This is a genomic window from Methylobacterium sp. Leaf100 (genome assembly GCF_001422845.1).
Taxonomy (GTDB): domain Bacteria; phylum Pseudomonadota; class Alphaproteobacteria; order Rhizobiales; family Beijerinckiaceae; genus Methylobacterium.
In genome coordinates, this window is sequence record NZ_LMMW01000061.1 from 240,131 (window position 1) to 264,837 (window position 24,707).

General features: G+C 70.2%; 20 protein-coding genes. 14 read left to right on the top strand and 6 right to left on the bottom strand.

All coding sequences use genetic code 11. From position 1 onward, the window contains the following. Window positions 1-7: 7 nt before the first annotated feature. The 13 genes from ASF25_RS19700 to ASF25_RS19760 all read left to right on the top strand — a co-directional run bounded on the left by ASF25_RS19700 (window position 8) and on the right by ASF25_RS19760 (window position 17,961). Entirely contained in the window at window positions 8-3,943 is a 3,936-nt protein-coding gene (locus ASF25_RS19700; protein ID WP_056306532.1) for a DUF4132 domain-containing protein, read from the top strand. Further along, entirely contained in the window at window positions 3,940-5,070 is a 1,131-nt protein-coding gene (locus tag ASF25_RS19705; RefSeq protein WP_056306533.1) for a VWA domain-containing protein, read from the top strand. Before ASF25_RS19700 ends, ASF25_RS19705 begins: the two co-directional genes overlap by 4 nt. Before the next feature lie 6 nt (window positions 5,071-5,076). Continuing rightward, the gene (locus tag ASF25_RS19710) at window positions 5,077-7,005 is read left to right on the top strand and encodes an SWIM zinc finger family protein (protein ID WP_056306534.1); all 1,929 of its coding nucleotides are present in this window, start codon (window positions 5,077-5,079) and stop codon (window positions 7,003-7,005) included. A 345-nt stretch (window positions 7,006-7,350) separates the two neighbouring features. After that, window positions 7,351-8,382: an ABC transporter substrate-binding protein gene (locus ASF25_RS19715; protein ID WP_056306535.1), complete on the top strand. Its 1,032-nt coding sequence runs from the start codon at window positions 7,351-7,353 to the stop codon at window positions 8,380-8,382. Window positions 8,383-8,396: 14 nt separating this feature from the next. Continuing rightward, entirely contained in the window at window positions 8,397-9,293 is an 897-nt protein-coding gene (locus tag ASF25_RS19720) for an ABC transporter ATP-binding protein (RefSeq protein WP_082502973.1), read from the top strand. Beyond that, window positions 9,293-10,165 (top strand): ABC transporter permease, encoded by an 873-nt coding sequence (locus ASF25_RS19725; protein WP_056167096.1) that lies wholly within the window; start codon window positions 9,293-9,295, stop codon window positions 10,163-10,165. The genes ASF25_RS19720 and ASF25_RS19725 overlap by 1 nt, the downstream gene beginning before the upstream one ends. 308 nt (window positions 10,166-10,473) lie before the next feature. Beyond that, window positions 10,474-10,665 (top strand): hypothetical protein, encoded by a 192-nt coding sequence (locus ASF25_RS19730; protein ID WP_056167109.1) that lies wholly within the window; start codon window positions 10,474-10,476, stop codon window positions 10,663-10,665. Window positions 10,666-10,720: 55 nt separating this feature from the next. Continuing rightward, window positions 10,721-11,584: a serine O-acetyltransferase gene (gene cysE / locus ASF25_RS19735; RefSeq protein ID WP_056167112.1), complete on the top strand. Its 864-nt coding sequence runs from the start codon at window positions 10,721-10,723 to the stop codon at window positions 11,582-11,584. Between the two features lie 327 nt (window positions 11,585-11,911). After that, the gene (locus ASF25_RS23945; RefSeq protein ID WP_056167115.1) at window positions 11,912-13,303 is read left to right on the top strand and encodes a family 2B encapsulin nanocompartment shell protein; all 1,392 of its coding nucleotides are present in this window, start codon (window positions 11,912-11,914) and stop codon (window positions 13,301-13,303) included. Continuing rightward, complete coding sequence (locus ASF25_RS19745) at window positions 13,290-15,326, top strand: family 2A encapsulin nanocompartment cargo protein cysteine desulfurase (protein WP_056306536.1); 2,037 nt, start codon at window positions 13,290-13,292, stop codon at window positions 15,324-15,326. Before ASF25_RS23945 ends, ASF25_RS19745 begins: the two co-directional genes overlap by 14 nt. A 96-nt stretch (window positions 15,327-15,422) precedes the next feature. Next, window positions 15,423-16,373 (top strand): aliphatic sulfonate ABC transporter substrate-binding protein, encoded by a 951-nt coding sequence (locus ASF25_RS19750; RefSeq protein WP_156369087.1) that lies wholly within the window; start codon window positions 15,423-15,425, stop codon window positions 16,371-16,373. 2 nt (window positions 16,374-16,375) lie between these two features. Further along, entirely contained in the window at window positions 16,376-17,218 is an 843-nt protein-coding gene (locus ASF25_RS19755; protein WP_056306538.1) for an ABC transporter permease, read from the top strand. 8 nt (window positions 17,219-17,226) lie between these two features. Then, complete coding sequence (locus tag ASF25_RS19760) at window positions 17,227-17,961, top strand: ABC transporter ATP-binding protein (protein ID WP_056306539.1); 735 nt, start codon at window positions 17,227-17,229, stop codon at window positions 17,959-17,961. A 10-nt stretch (window positions 17,962-17,971) separates the two neighbouring features. Here the strand turns inward: ASF25_RS19760 and mnhG are convergent, their stop codons facing one another. Genes mnhG through ASF25_RS19790 form a run of 6 tightly spaced genes read right to left on the bottom strand, consistent with a single transcriptional unit; the run spans window position 17,972 to window position 23,888 of the window. Further along, a complete protein-coding gene (gene mnhG / locus ASF25_RS19765) occupies window positions 17,972-18,313 on the bottom strand; it encodes a monovalent cation/H(+) antiporter subunit G (RefSeq protein WP_056167132.1) in 342 nt (113 codons plus the stop codon). Further along, entirely contained in the window at window positions 18,310-18,594 is a 285-nt protein-coding gene (locus tag ASF25_RS19770) for a K+/H+ antiporter subunit F (protein ID WP_056167134.1), read from the bottom strand. The genes mnhG and ASF25_RS19770 overlap by 4 nt, the downstream gene beginning before the upstream one ends. Further along, window positions 18,591-19,079 (bottom strand): Na+/H+ antiporter subunit E, encoded by a 489-nt coding sequence (locus ASF25_RS19775; RefSeq protein ID WP_056167138.1) that lies wholly within the window; start codon window positions 19,077-19,079, stop codon window positions 18,591-18,593. Before ASF25_RS19775 ends, ASF25_RS19770 begins: the two co-directional genes overlap by 4 nt. Next, entirely contained in the window at window positions 19,076-20,641 is a 1,566-nt protein-coding gene (locus ASF25_RS19780) for a monovalent cation/H+ antiporter subunit D (RefSeq protein WP_056306540.1), read from the bottom strand. The genes ASF25_RS19775 and ASF25_RS19780 overlap by 4 nt, the downstream gene beginning before the upstream one ends. Further along, the gene (locus ASF25_RS19785) at window positions 20,638-20,976 is read right to left on the bottom strand and encodes a Na+/H+ antiporter subunit C (RefSeq protein ID WP_056167144.1); all 339 of its coding nucleotides are present in this window, start codon (window positions 20,974-20,976) and stop codon (window positions 20,638-20,640) included. Before ASF25_RS19785 ends, ASF25_RS19780 begins: the two co-directional genes overlap by 4 nt. Then, window positions 20,976-23,888: a monovalent cation/H+ antiporter subunit A gene (locus ASF25_RS19790; protein WP_056306541.1), complete on the bottom strand. Its 2,913-nt coding sequence runs from the start codon at window positions 23,886-23,888 to the stop codon at window positions 20,976-20,978. The genes ASF25_RS19785 and ASF25_RS19790 overlap by 1 nt, the downstream gene beginning before the upstream one ends. 157 nt (window positions 23,889-24,045) lie before the next feature. Between ASF25_RS19790 and ASF25_RS19795 the strand changes: the two genes are divergently transcribed. After that, window positions 24,046-24,705, top strand: coding sequence for a PRC-barrel domain-containing protein (locus ASF25_RS19795; RefSeq protein ID WP_056306542.1), 660 nt, complete (start codon window positions 24,046-24,048; stop codon window positions 24,703-24,705). Window positions 24,706-24,707: the final 2 nt, after the last annotated feature.

Genomic DNA, 24,707 nt, shown 5'->3' on the forward strand with positions numbered 1-24,707 from the left:
AACCGACATGGACCGTTACGAACTGGTCGAGGGCTCGTCCGCCAAGTTCTGGGAAGCCGATGTCACCGGGACGACGCTGACCGTGCGCTTCGGACGCCTCGGCACCCAGGGTCAGAGCAAGGACAAGACCTTTCCGGACGAAGCCGCCGCCGTGAAGGAGAAGGACAAGCTCGTCCGCGAGAAGACGGCGAAAGGTTATGCCCGAGTCGGTGCGGCACCGGCCGCGGCGGTCGAGCAGGCCGCGCCGGCCAGTGCTACGGCCGGCAAAACGACGGCGGGTAAGACGACGACCGGCAAAACGACGGCCAGTAAGGCGACTCCGAAGGCTTCGAAGGTCGCGCCGCCCGAGGAAGCGCCTCCCGAACCGCCGGGCGATCCGGTCTCGCTGGCTGCCGAGCCGGAAGCCGCATCCGTGGCGAAGGCCGCAGCGGGCCCTTCGGCCCCGACGCCGTCAGGTGCGGTGTTCGACGGCACTCCGCTGCCGACACGGCTCAGGCCCGGCCGACACCTGACCGGCGAGGAGGCGTTGCGGGCGGTCCGCGCGACCCTGCCCGCCCTCGTGGGCGACACGGAAAGCCTCCGTCTCATCGAAACGATGCCCACACCGGACGGCATGGGCGACTGGATCCGATCCATCTGGGATCTGGCCGAGGACGAGACCGAACATCGGAGCTTCCGCGCAGGCACCCATCACGCTGCCGACCTCCTCAGGTTCATGGATGCGGCTCTGCGCTTCCTCGTGGAAAGCGGGGGGGCGATGGAGGCGGCACGGTTCGCCGACCGGATGCGGCCCGGCACGCGCAGGCAGGGCCACTATCAGAACCTCGCCTGGGCGGCGCCACTTCAGCTTGCGACGCGCGCGGCCCTCGTCCACGCAACGGACGCGGATTACGACGCGGCGGTCGCCTTCCTGAACGACCGGATCGCCGAGGCACCGGACTGGCCGACGGCGGCCGCCTTCGCCTTCATCCTCGCGGACGACCGGCCAGCGAGGCACGGCCTGCAGCCCCTCGCCGTGCTGGAAGCCGCCTCCGCGGCCGGCATCGATGTCGCCGCGGACAGGAACTTCCTGCCCCTCGTGACGGATTCCGATCCGGCCGCGGCGGCGCCCTGGCGCACGAAGCGCAGCTATCACATGTATTTCGGCGACGGCGTCAATGAGTCGGACGCCGCCGCCACGCTGATCGCGGTGGCCCGCTCCACCGGGCAGCCGGCCCTGCCGGGGCTCGACTGGATCCTGCACTACGCCCTCGACGAGCAGCGGACGGCGGTCGCGCGGGCGATGCTGTCGACGGGCGAGCCCGGTGCCCTGGCCACCCTGCTGCCACACCTGCACGAGAAGCCGATCGCGGCCGCCCTCGACGCGGCCCTGGCGGCAGACCCGGCCGCAATCGTCCCCCGCTGCCTCGCGGTCCTGGCCGGCGGCCGGGCCGAGCCGGCACTCCGCGCCCGCGCGGTGCGCGCCCTCGACACCCACGGCCCCGACACGATCCGGGGCTGGATCGGGGACACCGACGGGCGCGCCGCGCGCTTCCTCGACGGGCTCGTGCAGGCCCGGGCCGTTCCCCTCGCGGAGCGGGCCGCGTGGCCCCGTGTGCTGCGCGATCCGCCGTGGCGGGCCCGGATGCGGGGTGCGGACGATCTCGTCCTCGACCTCGCGCCGCTACCGACGCCGTTCGCCTTCGAGGCGATGGAGGTACCGGACAATCACTGGCGCGGCTATCGCGCCCGCATCCTCAACGACATGAGCGAACTCCCCGCCTTCATCGAGGCGGCCGAGACGGCTAAACCGGAGCAGGACTGGGTCAAGATCCCGCCGGCACTGTCCCCACCGCCGCTCGACGATCCCAACGCCCTGCTCGAATGGCTCGCCACGCGTCTGCGGCAGATCGATCAGAGCTGCCGTTACTGGGTGTCGTCGCCGTATCATGGGCTGGTCGGAAGCACGGAGAAGCAGCCGGCCCCCCTGGCTCTCAAGCTGTGGTCGCTCACCGGAATCCTCGTGGGTCACAGCCACATCTCGCTCTGGCCGGAGATCGTCGCGAGGATGCTGTCGCGGTTCGGCGAGACGGCGATGCCGGGCCTCATCGCCCTGATCGAAGCCGATCCCGTCGGATTGCTGCCCACCGTCCTCGCCATCGATGCGGAGGGCCTGGCTCCGCCCGCGGCGCGCGCCCTCGTGAAGCTCAAGAAGGCCCGTACCCCGGCACTGGCCTGGCTGCGTCGGCACCGCAGCACGGCGATCACCCGCCTCGTGCCCGACGCCGTCGGCAAGCCCGGGGCGACCCGCGACGCCGCCGAACACGCCCTGCGGGTCTTCGTATCCGACCGCCCGGACGGGCGTGCCGCCATCGAAGCGGTGGTCGCAGCCTATGTGGACCGCGAGCCGCGCGTCGCCGCGGCGGTAGCCCAGGTGCTCGATCGCGACCCCCTCGGCCGCGTGCCGGCCAAGGTCGGCAAGCCTCCGGCCTGGGTCGTGCCGGGAGCGCTGGCGAAACCCTGCCTGCGCGCGGGCGGGGCGCTCCCGGACGAGGCCGTGGGGACGCTTTGCGAGATGCTGTCCTTCACCAACCCCGATGCCGTCTATGCCGGGGTGCCGATGGTGCGCGAGGCCTGCACGCCCGAGAGTCTCGCGGCCTTCGCCTGGGATCTCTTCTCCGCCTGGACCGCCGCCGGCACGCCCTCGAAGGACGGCTGGGCCCTGCGCACCCTGGGCTGGTTCGGGGACGACGGCACGGCCCGCGACCTCACGCGCCTGATCCGTCGCTGGCCGGGGGAGGCGGCCCATGTCCGCGCGGTCACGGGCCTCGACGTGCTCGTCGACATCGGCTCGGACGTGGCGCTGATGAACCTCAACGGCATCGCCGAGAAGCTCAAGTTCAAGGGCCTTCAGGAAAAGGCACGCGAGAAGATCGCGCAGCTCGCCGAGGCACGGGGCCTCTCACCGGAGGAGTTGTCCGACCGGCTCGCCCCGGACCTCGACCTCGACGAGCGCGGCGGCCTCGACCTCGATTTCGGTACCCGGCAGTTCCGCGCCGGCTTCGACGAGGTGCTGAAGCCCTGGGTGCGGGATGCGGCGGGCGCACGGCTCAAGGACCTGCCGAAACCGATCAAGTCCGACGACGCCGAGAAGGCGGCGGCGGCCACCGCCCGCTGGAGCGCCCTGAAGAAGGATGCCCGCGCGGTGGCGAGCCTGCAGGTGGCACGGCTGGAGGCGATGCTCGTCACCTCGCGCCGGGTCCGGCCGGAGGTGTTCGGACCGTTCTTCTCCGCTCATCCCCTGGTCCGCCACCTCACCCAGCGCCTCGTCTGGGGGACCTTCGCCGACGCCGACCCGCGGACTCTGCCCACCGCGACGTTTCGCGTCGCCGAGGACCTGAGCTTCACGGACGGGGTGGACGCACCGGCCGAGATCGACCTCGCGCCGGAGGCGGCGGGCCTCATCGGCCTCGTCCACCCGCTGCATCTCGACCCCGACGTGCTGACCGCCTGGGGCACGCTGTTCGGCGACTACGAGATCGCGCAGCCCTTCCCGCAGCTCGGCCGCGAGACGTTCGCCTTCACCGAAGCCGAACGGGGCGCGGCCAAGACGAAGCGGTTCGAGGGTGTGGTCGTCGAATCGAAACGCCTGCGCGGCATGCCGGCGCGCGGCTGGCGCCTCGGCGATCCGCAGGACGGCGGCGGCATCTGGTGGATCGAGCACGCCTTCCTGTTCTCCGGTGGGGCACCGGGCAAGGCGTCGCTGACTTTCGCCGACGGCCTGTTCACCGGGGCGCCCGAGTTCGAGGAAGCCTCGCAGACCCTGGGCGAACTGACCCTGGAAAGCCCATGGGGGGCGCCGTCCACGGGAGCGAACCAGCGCGGCTTCGGCGATCTCGACCCGGTCACCGCGAGCGAGTTGCTGCGGAGTCCGAGCCTGCTGGCCGAGACGCGCCTGCGATGAGCCTCGATCCGGCCACGCGCTGGCGCCTGATCCTCGGCGAGGCGGCGGAGTCCGCCTGCGCCGGCGCAGGCTGCCGCCTCTCCGGCCGGGCGGCGGCCATGGACCGCGCACTCGACTGGCTCTACGGCCGCGATGGCGGCGGCGCGGAACGGGGTGTGCGCCGACAAGGCGGCCGCGAGGGCTCGGCCCTCACCGTGCCGGACTGGATCAACGCGGTCCACACCCTGTTCCCGCAAGAGACCATCGAGCGGTTGGAGCGCGACGCCATCGAACTCTACGCCATCGACGACGTGATCACGAACCCCGAGGTGCTCGCCCGCGCCGAACCCAACGAGACCCTGCTCAAGGCGGTCCTGCGCACCAAGCACCTCATGGCGCCGGACGTGCTGGTGATGGCGCGCCGGCTGGTGCAGGAGGTGGTGCGCCGCCTCATGGAACAGCTCGCCCGCGATCTCGCGGTCGCCTTCGGCGGCGTCCTCGACCGGCGCCGCCACACCCGGCTCCCCGGCGCCCGGGACCTAGACCTCAATCGCACCATCCGGGACAACCTGCGCCACTACGACCCCGAGCGACGGCGCATCACCGTCGAGCGCCTGCACTTCTTCGCCCGCAACCGGCGCCGGATGCAGCCCTGGCAGGTGATCCTTCTCGTGGACCAGAGCGGGTCGATGCTCGATTCGGTCATCCACGCCTCGGTGATGGCGGCCTGCCTGTGGAAGCTGCCGGGTATCGAGACCCATCTCGTCGCCTTCGACACCGCCTTGGTCGACCTGACCCGCGACTGCGACGACGCCTGCGCGCTACTCATGAAGGTCCAGCTCGGCGGCGGCACCGATATCGGCGGCGCCGTCGGCTACGCGGCCGGGCTGATCACCGCTCCCGAACGCGCCATCGTCATCGTGGTCTCGGATTTCTACGAGGGTGCGAGCGAGGCCGTGCTCGTCGCCCGGGTGCGGGGGCTCACAGGCCAGCGCACCAAGGTGCTCGGGCTCGCCGCCCTCGATTCGCAGGCGCGGCCGGCCTACGACCGGGCCATGGCGCAGCGTCTGGTCGAGGCCGGGGCCGAAATCGCCGCGATGACGCCGGGCGAACTCGCCGGCTGGCTCGCGCACGTCATCCGGAGCTAGTGGCGGATGGCGCGCGCCGATCTCCTCGCGCTTACCGACGCGAGCCTGACCCAGCTTTCCAACGCAGGCCTCGTGAAACGGGCGGTGCGCGAGGTCACGGCCGGGCAGGGACCGGTCCTCGCGGAGGCGCCGGACGGCACCGTCGAAGCCCGCTTCGCCGACGGGACGCTGACCCGCCTCGACCCCGGCCAGCCACCGGGGCAGGCGACCTGCACCTGCCCGGCGAGCGGAATGTGCCGCCACCGCGTCGCCCTCGTCGTCGCCTACCGCGCCAGCGCGAATGCGGGCGCACCCGCTTCGCGGGCGGATGGGGAAGCGGGACCTTGGGACCCCGGCACCCTGGACGGCCAGGCATTCGAGGCCGGCCTCAGCTCCGCTGCCGCAGCCGAGCTGAAGCGCCTGCTTTCCGCTGGCGTGACCGTGGGGCTCGATCATGGGGCGGTCCCGGCGGCGCGTCTGCCCACGGCGAGCGTGCGCTTCCTTGTTCCCGACGCCGTCGGCTACGCGCGCTGCGATTGTGCGGCCGGCGGCAGCTGCGCCCATGTGGCGGTGGCGATCCGCGCCTTCCGTGAAGCCGGGGGCGGGGCGGAGGTGCGGCTCGGGGACGACAGAGATCCCCTCGATCACGGAACGGACGACCTCGCGGACGCCGTGGGTGAACTCGTCGCCGGACTTCTCGACGCCGGGGTCACGGCCGGGCCGGAGGCCCATGCGGCGGCCCTCGGACGGCTGCGTCGGGCCGCACAGGCGCGGGGGGCCACGCAAATCCTGCTGGCGGAAGCCGACCTCACCGCGCAGATCGCAGCTTACGCGACCCGCAATGCAACGCACGACGAGGTCAGGGTGCTACAGCTCGTGACCGAACTCCTGGCGCGGGTCCGGGTGGGCGGTGCCGCCGCCCTCGGCCTCGGCCAGCCGTACGAAACGCCCATGGCCAAGACGCGCCTCGTCTCCCTCGGCGCCCGGCTGGTGACGCGAGGGCGCGAAGTCCTGGCGCGGGTCGCACTCGCCGACACGGATACGGGTGCGACCCTCGCGCTGGAACGCACCTACGCGCCGGCCGAAGACGAGACGGACTTCGTCACGCATCTGCCTGGGCGCGCCCTCACGTCGGGCCTGTCGCTCGGCGCCCTCGGCCGGGGGCAGATTCTCACCAGCGTGGCCCGGCGGCGGGCCGATGGCCTGTTGGCGCTCGGCCAGGGCGCGCGCGGGCGGACGGCACTCCTGCCGCGCGAGCCCTTGCTGCGCCTGCCCGCTCCCCTCGCGGCGACCCGGACGGGCGAGATCCTGCGCCGCCTCGCCCAGCGCCCACCGGGCTTCCTGCGGCCGCGCGACCGGCTCGATGCCTTCCACGTCTTCGACGTGGCGGAGGTCGTGGGCCAAGCGTGGTCGGCGGGCGCGCAGATCTGGCAGGCGGCGGTCGATCTTCCCCATGGTGGCGGTATGCTGCGCCTCGCGCGCACCTACGACCGAACCGCGCCCGGCGCCCTCGACGCCCTCGCGGGCGCCTTTTCCGAACGGTGGGGCCCCGTACGGCAGGTCGCCGGCCCCGTATGGATCGACGACGGCGCCCTGGTCTGCGATCCTTGGTCCATCGGAACCGATCGACTCCTGGTGCCCGACCTTGCGGCTCCGGACGCCGCCGGAACAGCGTTCGTGCCCGGCGCGATTGCAGGCGCTCAGACCATCCTCGAAGAGGCCGCGGCCCTGCTTGCCGGCGCGCTCCACGGTGGGCGGCGCAGCTTCGCGGCAGTCGCCGGGGCAAGCGCCCCCCGCCTCTTGGCGCGGTTGCGAGACGGCGGCCATGCGATGACGGCGGTACGCCTCTCGGAAATCATGGGGTCGCGAGGGGAGGGCGGTGCGGCGTTCGGCCGGGCCGCCCTGTGGATCGCCGCGATGCTGGAGGATTCCGGACCGTACGAGGCCGACGCCTGACCGGGGTCCCGGTGAGCATGTCCCCCGGGGCTCGCCCCGCGCGAACGCCTCCATGAATACCGAGATCGAGGACCGCAGGGCTTGCGCATAGGGGCCGGTCTCGGTGCGAGCGACCGCGTCGCGTCCTCGGCGCGGCCTGTCACACCATCCACGTCCGTGCCTCTGGGGAAAAGCGGGGCAAAAGGATTCCGGTCCAATTTCGAGGGCTTTCCGAGGGCACTTCACCTCCAATCGACGCTCTATAAAGATAATGCTTTCGTTGACCCAAGAACAACGACTGTGCAGATTCAAGCTTCTTCGCAAGGCAACATTGCGAAGGAGATTTGATCGAAAAAGGCGCGGACGATGACAAAGCAACGCGGCGCGCTCTCGCGTCGGAACGCCGTGGGACTGGCCGCAAGCCTTGCGCTGTCCCTGGCGAGCTTCGGCGGGGCGAGGGCGGACGAGGGCCAGCTGCGCATCGCCAAGCAGTTCGGTGTCGTCTATCTGCTCCTCAACGTCGCCGAGGATCAGAAGCTCATCGAGAAGCACGGCAAGCAAGCCGGTCTCGACATCAAGGTGGACTATGTCCAGCTGTCGGGCGGCTCTGCCGTGAACGACGCCCTGCTGTCGGGCAACATCGAGATCGCCGGCGCGGGCGTCGGCCCCCTCTTCACCCTGTGGGATCGCACGAAGGGACGGCAGAACGTCAAGGGCGTCGCCTCGCTCGGGAACTTTCCCTACTACCTCGTAACCAACAATCCCGCCGTCACGAGCATCGGTGACTTCACCGAGAAGGATCGGATCGCGGTGCCGGCGGTGGGCGTCTCGGTGCAGTCGCGCATCCTGCAGATGGCCTCCGCCAAGCAGTGGGGCGACAAGGACTACGCCCGGCTCGACAAGATCAGCGTCGCCATTCCCCATCCGGAGGCGGCGGCCGCCATCATCAAGGGGGGCACGGAGATCTCGGGCCATTTCGGCAACCCGCCGTTCCAGGATCAGGAACTCGCCGAAAATCCGAAGGCCCGGATCGTCCTGAACTCCTACGCGGTCCAGGGCGGCCCAGCCTCGTCCACGGTGCTCTACGCGACCGAGAAATTCTACAAGACCAGTCCGAAGACCTACAAGGCCTTCCTCGACGCCCTCGACGAGGCGGCCAAGTTCATCACCACGCAGCCCGAAAAGGCCGCCGAGATCTATCTCAAGACCACCGGCAGCAAGATCGATCGCGACCTGCTGGTGAAGATCATCAAGAACCCGGAAGTGACCTTCAAGGTGGCGCCGGAGAACACCATCGGTCTCGGCAAGTTCATGCACCGGGTCGGAGCGATCAAGACCGAGCCCAACGCCATCGGCGACTACTTCTTCGCCGATCCGCGCATCGACACCGGCAGCTGAAGGCGGCGCGCACCATGACGTTCGCCGCCACACGATCGGACCTTGCTCTTCTCGAGCGGGAACCGGCTCGCCCCGTCGCCCACGGGACGCGCGCGATATCGCCGCCGCAGGCACGCCCGGAGCCGGACCCGTCGCCCCTCCTGCGCCTCGCCGGAGTCACCCTGGAATACCGGACGCCGGAGCGAGTGGTGCGCGCGACGCACCGCATCGATCTCGATGTCTACGAAGCGGACCGTTTCGTGCTGCTCGGCCCATCGGGCTGCGGCAAGTCCACCCTCCTCAAGGCGGCGGCCGGCTTCATCCGTCCCGTCGAGGGTGAGATCACCCTCGACGGGGTGCCGGTGCGCGAGCCCGGTCCCGACCGCATCGTCGTCTTCCAGGAATTCGATCAGCTGCCCCCGTGGAAGACCGTGGCCCAGAACGTTGCGTTCCCCTTGCGGGCGACGCGTCTGCTGAGCCGACGGGAGGCCGGGGAACGTGCCCGGCACTACATCGACAAGGTCGGATTGTCGCGCTTCGCCGACAGCTACCCGCACCAGCTCTCGGGCGGCATGAAGCAGCGCGTCGCCATCGCGCGGGCGCTCGCCATGCAGCCGAAGGTGCTGATGATGGACGAGCCGTTCGCGGCCCTCGACGCCCTGACGCGCCGCCGGATGCAGGAGGAGTTGCTGAGCCTGTGGGACGAGGCCCGCTTCACGCTGCTGTTCGTGACCCATTCCATCGAGGAGGCCCTGGTGGTCGGCAACCGCGTGGCCCTGCTCTCCCCCCATCCCGGTCGCGTCCGGGGCGAGTTCAACAGTCACGCGTTCGATCTCGGCAGCCTCGGCAGCCGCGAATTCCAGTCTGCGGTGCAGGGGCTGCACGCACGTCTGTTCGAGACGGACCCCGCATCCGCACCGGCGGTCGCATGATGGGCCGGACGCTCACGCCGCCCATTCGCCCGGAATACGACCGGGTCCTGCCGCCGTTCGTCGAGGCACCGGTGGAGCGCCTGCTGCCGCTGTCCACGCGTCTTTGGCAGCAGGACTGGCTGCGCAAGGGTCTCATCATCGCCGTGCTCGCCGTGGTCTGGGAGGGGCTGGCGCGCTGGCAGGACAACGACCTGCTGCTCCCCGGCTTCGTCGCCACCCTGTCGGCCCTGATCGAGGGCCTGATCGACGGCGAGTTGCTCGACCGGGTGTGGATCTCCCTCTCCCTCCTGGTGCAGGGCTACGTCTGCGGGATCGTGCTCGCCTTCGGGCTGACGACGCTGGCCGTCTCGACGCAGTTCGGCCGAGACCTGCTCTCGACCCTGACGGCGATGTTCAATCCGCTTCCGGCGATCGCGCTCCTGCCGCTGGCCTTGCTGTGGTTCGGCCTTGGTTCCGGCAGCCTGATCTTCGTGCTGATCCACTCCGTGCTGTGGCCGATGGCCCTCAACACCTATTCGGGCTTTCAAGGCGTGCCCGAGACCCTGCGCATGGCGGGGCGCAATTACGGCCTGCGCGGTCCGTCCTACGTGCTGCAGATCCTGATCCCGGCCGCCTTGCCGGCGATCCTGTCCGGGCTGAAGATCGGCTGGGCCTTCGCGTGGCGCACCCTGATCGCGGCGGAACTCGTCTTCGGCGCCGCGTCGGGACGCGGCGGGCTCGGCTGGTACATCTTCCAGAACCGCAACGAGCTCTACACCGACCGCGTCTTCGCGGGCCTCGTTCTCGTGGTGCTCATCGGCCTGTTCGTGGAGAACGTCGTCTTCGCGACCCTCGAACGCTTCACCGTTCGCCGCTGGGGCATGGCGCGCTGATCCATCCGGCGTGACGCCCCTGAAGGCCCGACGCACTGGTGTTCGGCGCCCCGCAGAACCGCACGGCTTCCCACGTATTCCATATCCTCGTGCAGGCGCCCTCGGGGGAAGCGGAGCAATGGCATGAGCAAAACAGACGATCTATCTTGGACATTGCCTAAAATCGGGATACAATGAAGACCTATACAGAATAAATACTAAAAATCCATAAGACTAAAGCAAAACAAACTCCGGACAGACGCCGAAACGAAAAAAAGTATCACACCCCGGATTTCGCTTCGGCGAATCGGGGCCAGGGAGACAACACCATGACTCAGGGCGATCAGGTTGTTTTCGCACGGCTCGACGTGGCGGAGGCGCTGGGCATCTGGCGCCACGCCACGGGCCGGGTCATCGGCATCCATCCGGCGCCGGGCGAGGCCTTGGCCGTCGACGTCGAGTTCGCCGGGCATGGCGTCCTCGTCGGCTACAGCGCGTCCCTGTTCACACGCATCGCCTGATCCGGCGCACGTCTCGTCCGGTCGCGGCTCCATCCCCACCGCAGGATCACATCGAATGACGAGCGCCCTCCAAGCCGGCATCGCCCGCGCCGGCTTCACGCGGCCGCCCCTGCGCAGCGTCAGCCACACCGATGCGGAATCCGAGGTCTGGCGGGCCATGCGGAGCGAGGCCGAAGCGGCGATCGTCGAGGAACCGCTCTATGCCGGCATCATCCAGGCGACGATCCTGGACCAGCCGAGCCTGTCCCACGCCTTCGCGTATCGTCTCGCCCACCGCCTCGGCGACGGCGACCTCGCGCGCCTGTCCATGCGCGACCTCTGCCTCTCGGCCTTCGAGGCGGATCCGCATGCCGGAGCACATGCCGTGCGCGACCTCGTGGCCATCCGCGAGCGCGACCCGACCTGCCGGCGCTACCTCGATCCGTTCCTGTTCTACAAGGGATTGGCCGCACTCGAGGGCTACCGGGTCGCCCATTGGCTCTGGCACCAGGGCCGGGCGACCCTGAGCCTGCACGTTCAGAGCCGGATCTCCGAGGTGTTCGGCGCCGACATCCATCCCGCCGCGCGGATCGGCTCGGGGGTGTTCATCGACCACGCCACCGGCGTCGTCATCGGAGAGACCACGGTGATCGCCGACGACGTCTCGATCCTGCAATCGGTGACGCTCGGCGGCAACGGCAAGGAGAGCGGCGACCGCCACCCCAAGATCGAGCGCGGCGTGCTCCTCAGCGTCGGCGCCAAGGTGCTCGGCAACATCCGAGTCGGGGAGGGGGCGAAGGTCGCCGCGGCGGCCGTGGTGCTGCACGACGTGCCCGCCCACACCACGGTGGCAGGGGTGCCGGCCCGGGTGGTGTCGCGGCTCAAGACAGCCGAAGTCCCTGCCATGAGCATGGATCAGTTCTTCGGGGACGGGATTTAAAAAATTCCTTTCAGTCCAGGTGTTCTACGCGAGACAGCAACACGAGATGATTTTTTTGCCCCTCCCTTGCTACCTAGCCAGTTCTATCTACGAGACACCAATGTACAATGCATTGAACTCCTTCAGTGCCAATATATAGAAGAACGTTTTGTTGACCTTTGTTAATCGCGAAAGCTAAACCGAAATCGCTCCCGCACCGAAGCCCTTCGAGCGGCGGGCCGCAAACATAACCACCGAGAGCGGGCACGTCAGGCGCGGTTCCGATGCGATTCCATTCGCGTCGCGCGCATTCCCATGCCTCTGCCCGAAATACGGAGACGACCCCTAATGAGTGGACCCGGTCTGAGCGTGAGCGCTTCTGCGGCACGCAATCTCGCCACCGCGACCGTCACCTCGGTCCAGAACGCGGCCAACACTCCGCGCTGGTTCCATCGCCTGCTGCCCTTCGTCGATGTCGCCGGCGGCGTCTACCGGGTCAACCGCCGCGCCGTGGTGCTGGCGAAGCCCGGTCGGATCGAGCTGTCCAACGACGACGGTGCCCGCCTGGTGCGCCCGGCCTCCCTGCGCCGCATCCCCCTGTTCAGCCGGCTCGGCGACGCCGAGCTCTCGGCCCTGGCCTCCCGGTTCACGGCCTCCCAGCACAAGGCCGGCGACGTCATCGCCGAGGAAGGCTCGTCGGACCGCAGCCTGACCGTGGTGGCCGAGGGCACCGTCGAACTCACCCTGTCGGGACCGTTCAAGGGGCGCCTGCGCCAAGGGCTGGCCACCGGTGGCGACTATTTCGGTGACGGCGACCTCGTCGGCGAGAACACGCCCGCGCCGGCCGTGAAGGCGCTCTCGGCGGTGACGCTCCTGACCCTCGACCGGGCCGCCATCGAGGACGAGGGCATCCGCTCGCGCATCACACAGTACGTGGAAGAGCGCGACCGCCTGAAGGGCCACACCAACTCCCACGGCGAGCAGGGCATCGAGCTTCTGGCGGTGCACACCGGCGAGCCGCGCCTGCCCACCACCTTCGTGGATTACGAGATCGACCCGCGCGAGTACCACCTCTCCACGATCCAGACGATCCTCCACACCCACACCCGCGTCACCGACCTCTACTCCAACGAGATCGACCAGCTGCGCGAGCAGATCCGCCTCACGGTCGACGCCGTGAAGGAGCGCGAGGAGTGGGAACTCTTCAACAATTCCGAGTTCGGCCTGCTGCACGAAGTCAGCCAGCGCCAGCGCATCCCGACCCGCGGCGGCCCGCCCACCCCGGACGACCTCGACGAGTTGCTGACCCTGGTCTGGAAGAAGCCCGCCTTCTTCGTGGCCCATCCCCGCGCCATCGCGGCCTTCGGCCGGGAAGCCACCCGGCGCGGCGTGCCCCCGGTGGTGATCCACCTGTTCGGCTCGCCCTTCCTCACCTGGCGCGGCGTGCCGATCGTGCCGAGCGACAAGCTGCCCATCGACCGCGATCCGGTGACCGGCGCCCAGACCACCTCGATCCTGCTCCTGCGCGTCGGCGAGCACGAACAGGGCGTCGTCGGCCTGCAGAAGTCCGGGGTCACCGGCGAGATCGAGACCGGCCTGTCGGTGCGCTACATGGGCACCAACGACCACTCCATCGCCTCGCACCTCGTGACCCGCTACTTCTCGGCCGCCGTCCTGGTCGAGGATGCCATCGCGCGCCTCGATAACGTGCTCCTGGGCAACTACCATGACTACGCCTGACGCGCCGTCCGCCGATCTTCCCACGGGCAGTCTCCCCACGGGCGTGTTCGGCGATGCGGCGCATTCGGATCTCGTCGGGCGCCTCGCCCGCGAGATCTACGGTCAGGGGCAGGCCGCAAGCGCGCCCCTGACCCCGAACCTGCCGCAGACCCCGCAAGCCCCGCAGGCTCTGGAGAATCTTCCCCAGGGCTTCGGCCACCCCCAGGCCCCGAAGGCGGATCTGGGCACGCCCTCGATCCCGTCCGGCTCGGGTCCGTCGGGCCTGCAGCCCGATGTCTCGACGCTGGGGGCGCGCGCGTTCGTCGCGCCACCGGTCGGCCTGCCGGGCCTGTCCGGGCCGGGTTTCGCCCAGCCGTCGGCATTTCCGTCGGTCCACCCCGAGGCGCAGGGCCCGGGGCGGGCCTTGCCGGAGTTCTTCGTGCCGAGCGTGCCCGAGGTGGCCGCCACCTTGCCCGGTGGCGTCGACCTCCACCGCACCGTCGCCAAGGACCATCCGCGCGCCAACGGCTTCGCCCACGGCCTCGCCCCGTCCCTGGTTCCGGCAGCGCCCGGCAGCCACGGCAAGGACGAAGCCCAGGAGACGTTCTCGCGCACCGGCCGGCTCTCGCCGGAGCCGGCCGGCCGGGAGTCGCCCCATAAGGTCGAGATCGGCGACGAGCCGTTCTCGCAGGGCGAGTACTACTTCCTCGCCGACCGCAGCCGGCCGGGCAGCGCGTCGCCGCGGGTGCAGCCGGGCCGTGGGCAGGGTCATGGGCGGGGTCACGGGCATGCGCCGCATGTCTCGACCCAAGGGGCGAGCCCCGTCGCCGCGCCGTTCGACGTGGAGCGCGTCCGCAAGGACTTCCCGGCGCTGCACCAGAGCATCAACGGCCATCCCCTGATCTGGCTCGACAACGCCGCCACCACGCACAAGCCGCAGAGCGTCATCGACGCGACGTCGGAGTTCTACGCCCGCCACAACTCCAACATCCACCGGGCCGCCCACACCCTGGCGGCCCGCTCCACGGATCTGTTCGAAGGGGGCCGCGAGAAGGTGCGGCGCTTCCTCAATGCGCCCTCCAAGGACGACATCGTCTTCCTGCGCGGCACCACGGAGGCGATCAACCTCGTGGCCAATTCCTACGGCCGCGCCAATGTCGGTCCGGGTGACGAGATCATCGTCTCCCAGATCGAGCACCATGCCAACATCGTGCCCTGGCAACTCCTGACCCAGGCCACGGGCGCGACCCTGCGGGTGATACCGGTCAACGACCGCGGCGAGATCATCTTCGAGCAGTTCGCCGCCCTGCTGTCGGGCCGCACCAAGATCGTGTCGGTGACCCACGTCGCCAACGCGCTCGGGACCATCAACCCGGTGGCGGAGATCATCGCGCTCTCCCACGCCTACGGGGTACCGGTGCTGGTCGACGCGGCCCAATCCTCGCCGCACATCCCCCTCGACGTGCAGGCGCTGGATGCGGACTTCCTCGTGTTCTCCGGCCACAAGGTGTTCGGCCCAACGGGCATCGGCGCCCTCTACGGCAAGAAGCACCTGCTCGAGGCGATGCCCCCGTGGCAGGGCGGCGGCCACATGATCGAGGACGTCACCTTCGCGCGGACCGTCTACAAGGGCGCGCCGGAGAAGTTCGAGGCGGGCACGCCCGACATCGCCGGGGCCGTGGGTCTCGGCGCGGCGCTGGACTACCTCGAAAGCGTCGGACTGCCGGGCATCGCCGCCTACGAGCACGACCTGCTCGAGTACGCCCAAGCGGGCATCGCCGAGGTGAAGGGCCTGCGCCTCATCGGTACGGCCCGGCAGAAAGCCAGCGTCATGTCCTTCGTCGTCGACGGGCACGAGAACGAGGCTGTGGCCCACCACCTCGACGCACGCGGCATCGCCGTGCGATCGGGGCATCACTGCGCCCTGCCGGCCCTGCGCCGGTTCGGCGTCGATCAGTCGGTGCGCGCGTCGCTGGCCTTCTACAACACCCGCCACGACGTCGACGTGTTCCTGAAGGCGCTGCACTCCCTGCCGCGCCACTAGACTTCCCAACCGGCGGCGGCCCACGGGCCGCCGCGATGAACGAGCGAGCCTCCCATGCGTCACCTCAAAGCCGTTCCGCGCCGCACGCTTCTCGCCATGGCCTGCGGCGCCCTCGCGCTCCTGGCGGCCCCGTGCCTGGCGCTGGCGGCCGAGGTGAAGGAGGTCCGCCTCGACTGGGCGACCTACAATCCGGTGAGCCTCGTCCTGAAAGAGAAGGGCTTCCTTGAGGAAGCCTTGAAGCAGAAGGGCATCGGAGTGCGCTGGGTGCAGTCGCTCGGCTCCAACAAGGCGCTGGAATTCCTCAATGGCGGCGCCATCGATTTCGGCTCCTCGGCCGGGGCCGCCGCCCTGCTCGCGCGGATCAACGGCAACCCGGTGAAGGCGATCTACGCTTTCTCGCAGCCCGAATGGACCGCCCTCGTCACCCGAAAGGACAGCGGCATCGCCAAACCCGCCGACCTCAAGGGCAAGCGCATCGCGGTCACCCGCGGCACCGATCCGCACATCTTCCTCATCCGCGCCCTCCAGGGCGCCGGCCTCACGGAGAAAGACGCCAAGCTCGTCCTGCTTCAGCATGCCGACGGACGTACCGCCCTGGAGCGCGGCGACGTCGATGCCTGGGCCGGCCTCGACCCGATGATGGCGGCGGCCGAGATCGAGGGCGGCAGCGTGCTGTTCTTCCGCGATGCTTCGGCCAACACCTGGGGCGTCCTCGACGTGCGCGAGGATTTCGCGAAGGATCATCCCGACCTCGTGGCCACGGTGATCGCCGCCTACGAGCGCGCCCGCACCTACGCGCTGGCCAATCCGGCCGCCGTGCAGGCAGCGCTGATCGCGGCGACCAAGCTGCCCGAGGCCGTCATCGCCCGGCAACTGACCCGCACCGATCTGAGCCAGCCCGCGATCGGACCGGTCCAGGCGGCGAGCATCCGCGCCGCCGGCCTCGCCCTGCAGCAGGCGGGCGTCATCCCGGCCGGGACGGATGTGGCTGCGGCCGTCGACGGCCTGATCGACACTCGCTTCTCGCCCGCAACGGCCCAGCGCTGAGCATGGCTGCGGGGCTGACCGACACGGCGGAGGCGGATGGTCGGGAGGCGCCCGCCTCGGGGCTCCCGCTCCGTGGCGATCGCGTGGGCCGCGCGGTGCTGGGGTTGCTCCTCCCGCTCGGTGTGGCGATCGGGTGGGAGATCGCCGTCCGGGGCGGCCTGGCGCAGGGGCGCCTCGTTCCGCCGCCGAGCCGGGTTCTCGCCACCCTGTCGGACCTCGCCGCCTCGGGCGAGCTGTGGCTGCACGTCCAGGCCACCCTCGTGCGCGTCGCCTCCGGCTTCGTCCTCGGGGCAGGCCTCGGCATCGCCCTCGGCGCGGTGACCGGCACCCTGCCACTGGCGCGCCACCTCCTCGATCCGGCGTTCCAGGCCCTGCGGGCGGTGCCGTCGCTGGCCTGGGTGCCCCTGTTCATCCTGTGGCTCGGTATCTTGGAGACGCCCAAGGTGGTTCTCATAGGCGTCGGCGTGTTCTTTCCGGTCTATGTCGGCGTATCGGGGGCCATCGCCTCCGTCGACCGCAAGCTGGTGGAGGTCGGGCGCATCTTCCGGCTGTCGAAACCGGCGCTGGCCCGCCGCATTCTGCTCCCGGCGGTCCTGCCCGCCACCATCGTCGCGCTCCGCACGGGCCTCGGCCTCGGCTTCCTGTTCGTGGTGGCGGCCGAGCTGATGGGCGCGTCCGAGGGGCTCGGCTACCTCCTCGTGGACGGCCAGCAATTCGGCAAGCCCGAGCAGATCCTTGCCGCGATCCTGGCCTTCGCGCTGCTGGGCAAGGCGGCCGACACGATCCTCGTCGTCCTGACCCGACCGCTCCTGCGCTGGCAGGACGTGGCGCGCGACATCCTCTAGGGGCGGATGTGCTCACCTTCCGGAACGTCTCCAAGACCTACGCCGACGGGACGCGGGCGCTCGCGGGCATTTCCGTCGAGGTGGCACGTGGCGAAATTCTCGCCCTGGTCGGCGGCTCGGGCTGCGGGAAGACCACGCTCCTGCGCCTCGCCGCCGGCCTCGATACGGCGAGCGGCGGAACGATCCGTCTCGACGGCGAGGCGCTCGACCGGCCACATCCCGGCGTCGGACTCGTGTTCCAGGAGCCGCGCCTGCTGCCCTGGCTCACCATCGCGCAGAATGTCGGCTTCGGCCTCGCCGATCTTTCCACACCGGAGCGAGTCAGGCGGGTCGCCCATGCCCTCGAGCGGGTCGGCCTCGCCGAGCACGCGGACCGTTGGCCGCGCGACCTCTCCGGCGGTCAACAGCAGCGGACCGCCATCGCCCGAGCCTTCGTGGCGCAGCCTAAGGTTCTCCTCCTCGACGAGCCGTTCTCGGCCCTCGACGCGGTGACGCGCCAGGATCTGCACGGCCACCTTCTCGGCCTCTGGGCCGAGACGCGCCCGACCATCGTCCTCGTCACCCACGATGTCGGGGAGGCCGCCGTGCTGGCCGACCGGGCCGTGGTGCTCCGCCCGAAGCCCGGCCGCATCCACGAGATCCTCGCGATCGCCACGCCCCGGCCGGGCAATCCGGATGCCAATGCGTCCACCACCCGCCAGCTCAGGGCAATCCTCGGCGCCTCGCTGCGGGAGAGCGGGTGAGGCGCACGCTTTACGGGTCGGGGGGTGCGTCGGCGTTGCCCTCGGCCCGGTCGCGGTAGGTGGCGGCGCGGCCGAGCAGGATCAGGGTGACGGGCGTAGTCACGGTGAGGAACAGCCCGATCAGGAGATCGCGCAGGACCAAATGCCCCTCTGCTACCGAGAAGTACAGCACGGAGGCCGTGACGATCAGGGCCATGCCGAGGGTCGCCCCGAGGGTCGGCGCATGCACGCGCTCGTAGAATGTCCGCAGGCGGATCAGGCCGACGGCGCCGGTGAGCGAGAAGCCGGCCCCGGCGAGCGCCAGGGCGACCACGAGCCAGGCGGCCCAGGCGGGCAGGTCGGCGCCGGTCACTGGATCACCTCGCCCTGCATCAGGAACTTCGCCAGTGCCAGGGTGGCGGCAAAGCCGAGCAAGCCGATGATCAGCGCCGCCTCGAAGTAGAGCCCGCTGCCGGTGCGCAGGCCGTGCACCACGATGGCGAGCATGCCGTTGAGGTAGACCGTGTCGAGGCCGAGCACGCGGTCCTGGGCTCGGGGACCGCGCAGGACGCGCCAGGCGGCGAGCACCATCGCGAGGACCAGCATCGCCTGCGCCAGCCCCAGGCCGTAGGTGAGGACGAGGGTCGGGCTCACGGAAAGATCTCCATCAATGGGCGCTCGTAGCGATCCTTGACCCTGCGGACCCATTCGTCGCCCTCGACGAAGTCGAGAACGTGAAGGAGCAGGCGCCCGGTGTTGGAATCGTACTGGATCCACAGGGTGCCGGGCGTCGCCGTGAGGATGATCGCCAGCACCGCGAGGCCGTAGGGGCTGCGCAGGTCGAGGGGAATCGACACGAAGCCGGTGTGGCGTGTGCCGCGGCGCAGGCCCAGGATCACCTTCGCGACGTCGATGTTGGATCGCACCACGTCGCCGAGAACGCGCCCCGCCAGCCCGAGGATCGTGCCCGGCGCACGCACGCGCACGGCCTCGGGCCGCAGGGCCCGCATGACGAAGGGCACGAGCCATCCGACGACGACGCTAAGAAATGCCGTCGCGACGGTCAGCGGCGGGTTCAACAGCAGCCACGTCGCGACAAGGGCGAGGGAGAGCAGGGGATAGGGCAGGAACCGGTTCATGGCGCGCCCCCGGGGAGGACCGCGCGGACGTAGGCGGTGGGGTCGGCGAGCCACGCCACCGTGCGATCGGTGTAGGCGAGCCCGAGCCCGCCCCAGAGTGTGAGGCCGAGGCAGACGGTCATCAGTCCGGCCAGGGCCGCGAATTCGAGCCGCCCGATCACCGGATCGGGACCGTCGTGCGGCACCCAGAAGCCCTGGATGCCGAGGCGCACCAGGGGCATCAGGGTCCCGAGGCTGGAGACCGTCAGAACGAGGATGAAGCTCCAGGCCATGGGCGCCATCGCACCGCCCGCGAGGCCTGTGAACATCGCGAGCTTGCCGATGAAGCCGGCCAGCGGAGGCAACCCGGCGAGCATCAGGGTGCAGAGCAGGAACCCGCCGCCGACGATGGCCACGGCCGCCGGGATCGCCCGGCCGGTCTCGGTGGCACCGTCGTCGTCGAAGGGATCGTGGTACTCGTCGGCGAACACGGCCAGGGACGCCGCGGCCGGGTCGCGGCCGCGCTGGAGGATCTCGGCCAGCAGAAACAGCGCCCCCGCCGCCAGGGTCGAGCCGACGAGGTAGAACAGGGCGCCCGACAGGGCGGCCCGGCTGCCGGTTCCGAGGGCGGCCAGCACCGTGCCGGACGAGATCATCACCGCGTAGGCCGCCGCCCGCGTGAGGTCGCGCGCGGCGAGGATCCCGATGGTGCCGTACGCGATGGTGGCGAGGCCGCCGGCGAACAGCCAACCCTGGCCGAACCCCGCAGAGGCGCCGGTGCCGAACAGCAGCAGGCTCAGGCGCACGACGACGTAGATGCCGACCTTGCTCAGGATCGCCAGGATGGCGGCGGCGGGCGCGCTCGCGGCGGAGTAGGTCGGGGCCAGCCAGAACCCGAGGGGCCAGGCGCTGCACTTGATCAGGAAGGCGACGCCGAGCACCGCGCAGCCGGCCTCGAACAGCCCAGCCTCGGCCCCAGCCGGCCCCGACAGGCGGCGGGCGAGGTCGGCCATGTTGAGGGTCCCCATGGTGCCGTAGATCAGGCTGACGCCGACGAGGAAGAACAGCGACGCGATGAGGTTGACGGCGATGTAGGTGAGCCCGGCCCTGATCCGCGTCTCGCCCGAGCCGTGCAGCACGAGGCCGTAGGACGCGGCCAGCATCACCTCGAAGAACACGAACAGGTTGAACAGGTCGCCGGTGAGGAAGGCGCCGTTCACCCCCATCAGCAGCAGCAGGAACAGGGCGTGGAAGCGCGGCCCCGCCCGGTCCCAGCGGGCGACGGCGAAGACCAGGGCCGCGAGGCCGAGGATTCCCGTCAGCACCAGCATCATCGCCGCGAGCCGGTCGGCGACGAGAACGATGCCGTAGGGGGCGGCCCAGTTTCCGAGGCGGTAGACCTGGGGAGCCTCCAGCGTGCCCCAGGCCAGGATGAGGGCGGTGGCCAGCAGGACCGTGGTCGTCGCGAGGCTGATCGCCGCCTTGAGGCGGCTGCGCCGCTCGTCGAGGAGCAGCATCAGGCCCGACGCGGCGATGGGCAGCACGATGGGCAGGACGACGAGGTGATCGCTCGGTGCGCTCATGCGCCGGGCTCGCGGCCATCGACGTGATCGCTGCCGGTGATGCCCCGTGCGGCGAGCAGGACGACGAGGAACAGCGCCGTGAGGGCGAAGCTGATGACGAGGGCGGTGAGCACCAGGGCCTGGGGCACCGGATCGGCGATCCGCGCCGCATCGGCGCCGGCTTCGAGAACCGGCGGGGCGCCGATCGTCAGGCGGCCCATGGCGAAGATGAACAGGTTCACCGCGTAGGTGAGCAGCGACAACCCGAGAACCACCTGGAAGGTGCGCGGCCGCAGGAGCAGCCATACGCCCGAGGCGGCGAACAGGCCGATCCCCAGGGATAGAACGATCTCCATCAGGCGTCGGTCTCCAGGTCGGCGGCCGCTTCGCGGGCGCGGCGCAGGGATTGCCGCGCCAGGGCGACGAGCATGAGCACGCTGGCCCCCACCACGAGCACGACGACGCCGAGATCGAAGGCAACGGCGCTGGCCAGGGGGATTTTCCCCAGGACCGGCACGTCGGCGTACTGGAAGGCGGCGGTGAGGAAGGGGCGGCCGAACAGCCAGGGCACCGCCCCCGCCAGAACGGCGACGAGGAGCCCGAAGCCGATCCAGGCGATCGGGCGGATGCGCAGGCGCTCCTCCACCCATTGCGCCCCGTGGGCCATGTACTGGAGCACGAACGCGATGGTGAGCGCGATGCCCGCCGCGAAACCGCCGCCGGGCCAATCGTGCCCGCGCAGGAAGAGGTGAAGGGCCAGCACGCACACGAACGGGAACAGCCAGGTGATCACCACGGAGGGGATCAGCAGGGCGTCGGACGCGGTGTCGCCGACGCTGCGCTCCGCGTGGGCGAGGTCGGCGGCCTCCTGCCTGAGCTGCTGCTTCGGTCGCTCCAGGCTGTCGGCGGCCGGACGGAAGCGGCGCAGGAGGGCGAAGACCGTGAGACCGACGATTCCGAGCACGCAGATCTCGCCCATGGTGTCGAAGGCGCGGAAATCCACCAGCAGGACGTTGACGACGTTGCGGCCGCCGGCTTGGGGATAGGCCTCCTCGACGAACCAGTGGGCGATGCCCTCGGGCGAAGGCCGGGTCATCACCGCGTAGGCGAGACCGGCGAGACCGATACCGACGGCGCCCGCGACGACGAAGTCGGTGACCCGGCGGCGCCGGGCGCGGCGGTTCTCGGCCGCCGGCGCCAGGATGGCCTCGTCGCGCTTGGGCAGCCAGCGCAGGCCGAGGAGGAGCAACACCGTCGTCACGATTTCGATGAGGAGTTGGGTGACGGCGAGGTCGGGTGCCGACAGCCAGACGAAGGTGAGGCTGCTGACGAGGCCCGCCCCACCGGTGAGGATCACGGCCGACAGGCGATGGTACTTGGCGCGCTCGGCGGCCCCCACGGCGCAGGCGCCGCCCACCAGCCACAGGAGCGCGAAGGCGGGATCGATCCCGGACGGATCGGGGACGGGCAGGGCGGGCAGGCTGCGCGCGAGCACGGCCGACAGGCCCGCGATGAGGGCCACGAGGAACAGGGCGCGCAACTGCACCTGGACACGCGTCGCCCCGAGTGCCCGTTCGAGCCAGCGGGCCGCGTGCACGAGACCGGTCATGGCGCGCTCGAACATCCAGCCGCCGTCGAGGCGGTGCATGAGCCAGGGACCGCCACGGGGGTTGGTGTTGATGCGCCGGCCGAACGCCAAATAGAGGCCGACACCGCCGACGAGCGCCCCCATGCTGAGGGCGAGGGGTGCGTTGAAGCCGTGCCAGATCGCGAGGTCGTAGGCTGGGCCGGCTTCCCCGAACACCGAACGCGACGCCGTCTCCAGGGCCGGTCCGATGGTGAGGTTGGGCACGAGTCCGACACTGATGCAGGCCAGCACCAGGACCTCGATGGGAAGCCGCATCCAGCGCTCCGGCTCGTGCGGCGCCTTTGGCAGATCGTGCGGCGGTGCCCCGAAGAAGGTCTGGCGGATGAAGCGCAAGGAATAGAGCACCGTGAAGGCGGAGGCCAAGGTCGCCAGAACCGGCAGGGCGAGTTGGAGCGGATGGTCGCCGACGTTGTCGACGGCCTCCGACAGGAACATCTCCTTCGACAGGAAGCCGTTGAGCAGGGGCACGCCCGCCATGGCGGCGGCGGCGACCATGGCGAGGGTCGCGGTGTAGGGCATGGCCCGCCACAGGCCGCTGAGGCGACGCATGTCGCGGGTGCCGGTCTCGTGGTCGATGATGCCGGCGGCCATGAACAGCGACGCCTTGAAAGTGGCGTGGTTCACCGTGTGGAAGATCGCCGCGACGACGGCCAGCGGCGAGTTGAGGCCGAGCAGCAGGGTGATCAGCCCGAGATGGCTGATGGTGGAATAGGCGAGCAGGCCCTTGAGGTCGTGCTGGAAGATCGCGCTCCAGGCGCCGATCAGCATCGTCGCCATGCCGGCGGTGCCGACGATCCAGTACCAGGCGTCGGTCTCGGCCAGCACCGGCCACAGGCGGATCATCAGGAAGATGCCGGCCTTCACCATGGTGGCCGAGTGCAGGTAGGCGCTGATCGGCGTGGGTGCCGCCATCGCCCGGGGCAGCCAGATATGGAACGGGAACTGCGCCGACTTCGTCAGCGCCGCCGCCAGGATCAGCACGAGGGCGGGCAGGTAGAGCGGGCTCGACCGGATGGCGTCCCCCGACGCGAGCACCACGGCGAGATCGTAGCTGCCGACGATGCGCCCGACGATCACCATGCCGACGAGAAGGCACAGGCCGCCCAGAGCCGTGATGGTCAGCGCCATGCGCGCGCCGTCCCGTGCCGCGCGGTTGTCGTACCAGTAGCCGATGAGCAGGAACGAGAAGACGCTCGTCAGCTCCCAGAACACCACGAGCTGGATCAGGTTGCCGGCGAGCACGATGCCGAGCATCGCGCCGACGAAGGCGAGGAAGAACGAGAACAACCGCGGCACCGGGTCCTGCGCCGACATATAGTAGCGCGCGTAGAGCACCACGAGGGCGCCGATGGCGAGGACGAGGACGGCGAACAGCCAGGCCAGCCCGTCGAGGCGGAGCACCAGGGCGACGCCCAGGGAGGGCAGCCAGTCGAGGGTCTGCACCACCGGCGCCGCGCCGATGCGGGGATACAGCGCCCCGATACAGGCGAGGCTCGCGAGTGTGACGAACCCCGCGAGAAGGGCCGCGGCGTTGCGCGCGTCGCGGGGCAGCAGGGCCGCCGCCACGCTGCCGAGGAAGGGCAGGAGCGCGGCCGCGACGAGGAGGGGCTCGGCAGGCATCAGGGGCAGGGGCCTCGAAAGCGGGGTCCGGCTGGGTGCTCTGGACGATTTTTCGTGGTTTGTCGCCCCGGCGCCCGGAATGGGACCGCGATGAACCGGACCGCACGCCCGCGCATTGAGACTTCAAGGCCCGCGTTTCAGTCCCCTGGAGTCAGCCATGAAAACGTATCGGTGGAGCGCTTTGCTCCTCACCGCCATCCTGTGTGGACCGGCCCCCTTGGCCTGGAACGCACCCGCGCGGGCTGCCGACGATGCGGGCACGGCCGAGGAATCGCGGTTCCGGACCGCTCCGGCCCCGGGGAGCATGCGGGTCTCGAAGATCATCGGGGTCGGTGTCATCGGGCTGGATCACGTCCGCGTCGGCAGCATCGAGGATGTGCTGCTCGGGGCGGACGGTCGGATCGAGACGGTGGTGATCGGGGTCGGCGGCTTTCTGGGGATGGGCGAGAAGTACGTCGCGGTTCCCTTCGGCCTGCTGGCCTGGAACGTCGGCGACGTGCCCCTCACCTGGGGTCCGACCTCGGTCGCGACCCCGCGGAACGCCGCGACGCCGGCCGAGGCCGCCCAGGCCGGGCCGCAGACGATGCCGGGGAGCGACACCACCCGCGACGTCCTCGGCGCCGTCGAGGACAAGCACAGCGGGCGGGTCACCGACGCGACGGGTTCGACGGGCGCGCAGACTCCCACGGGCGAACGCGCGACCGTGCTGGCGGGCGCCTCCGGCAACGCCCCCGTCCGGGCGGAACTGAGGTTGACGAAGGCCGAGCTCGCCGCTGCGCCGGCCTTCACATTCGACGGTACGGCCGGACGGCAATGAGG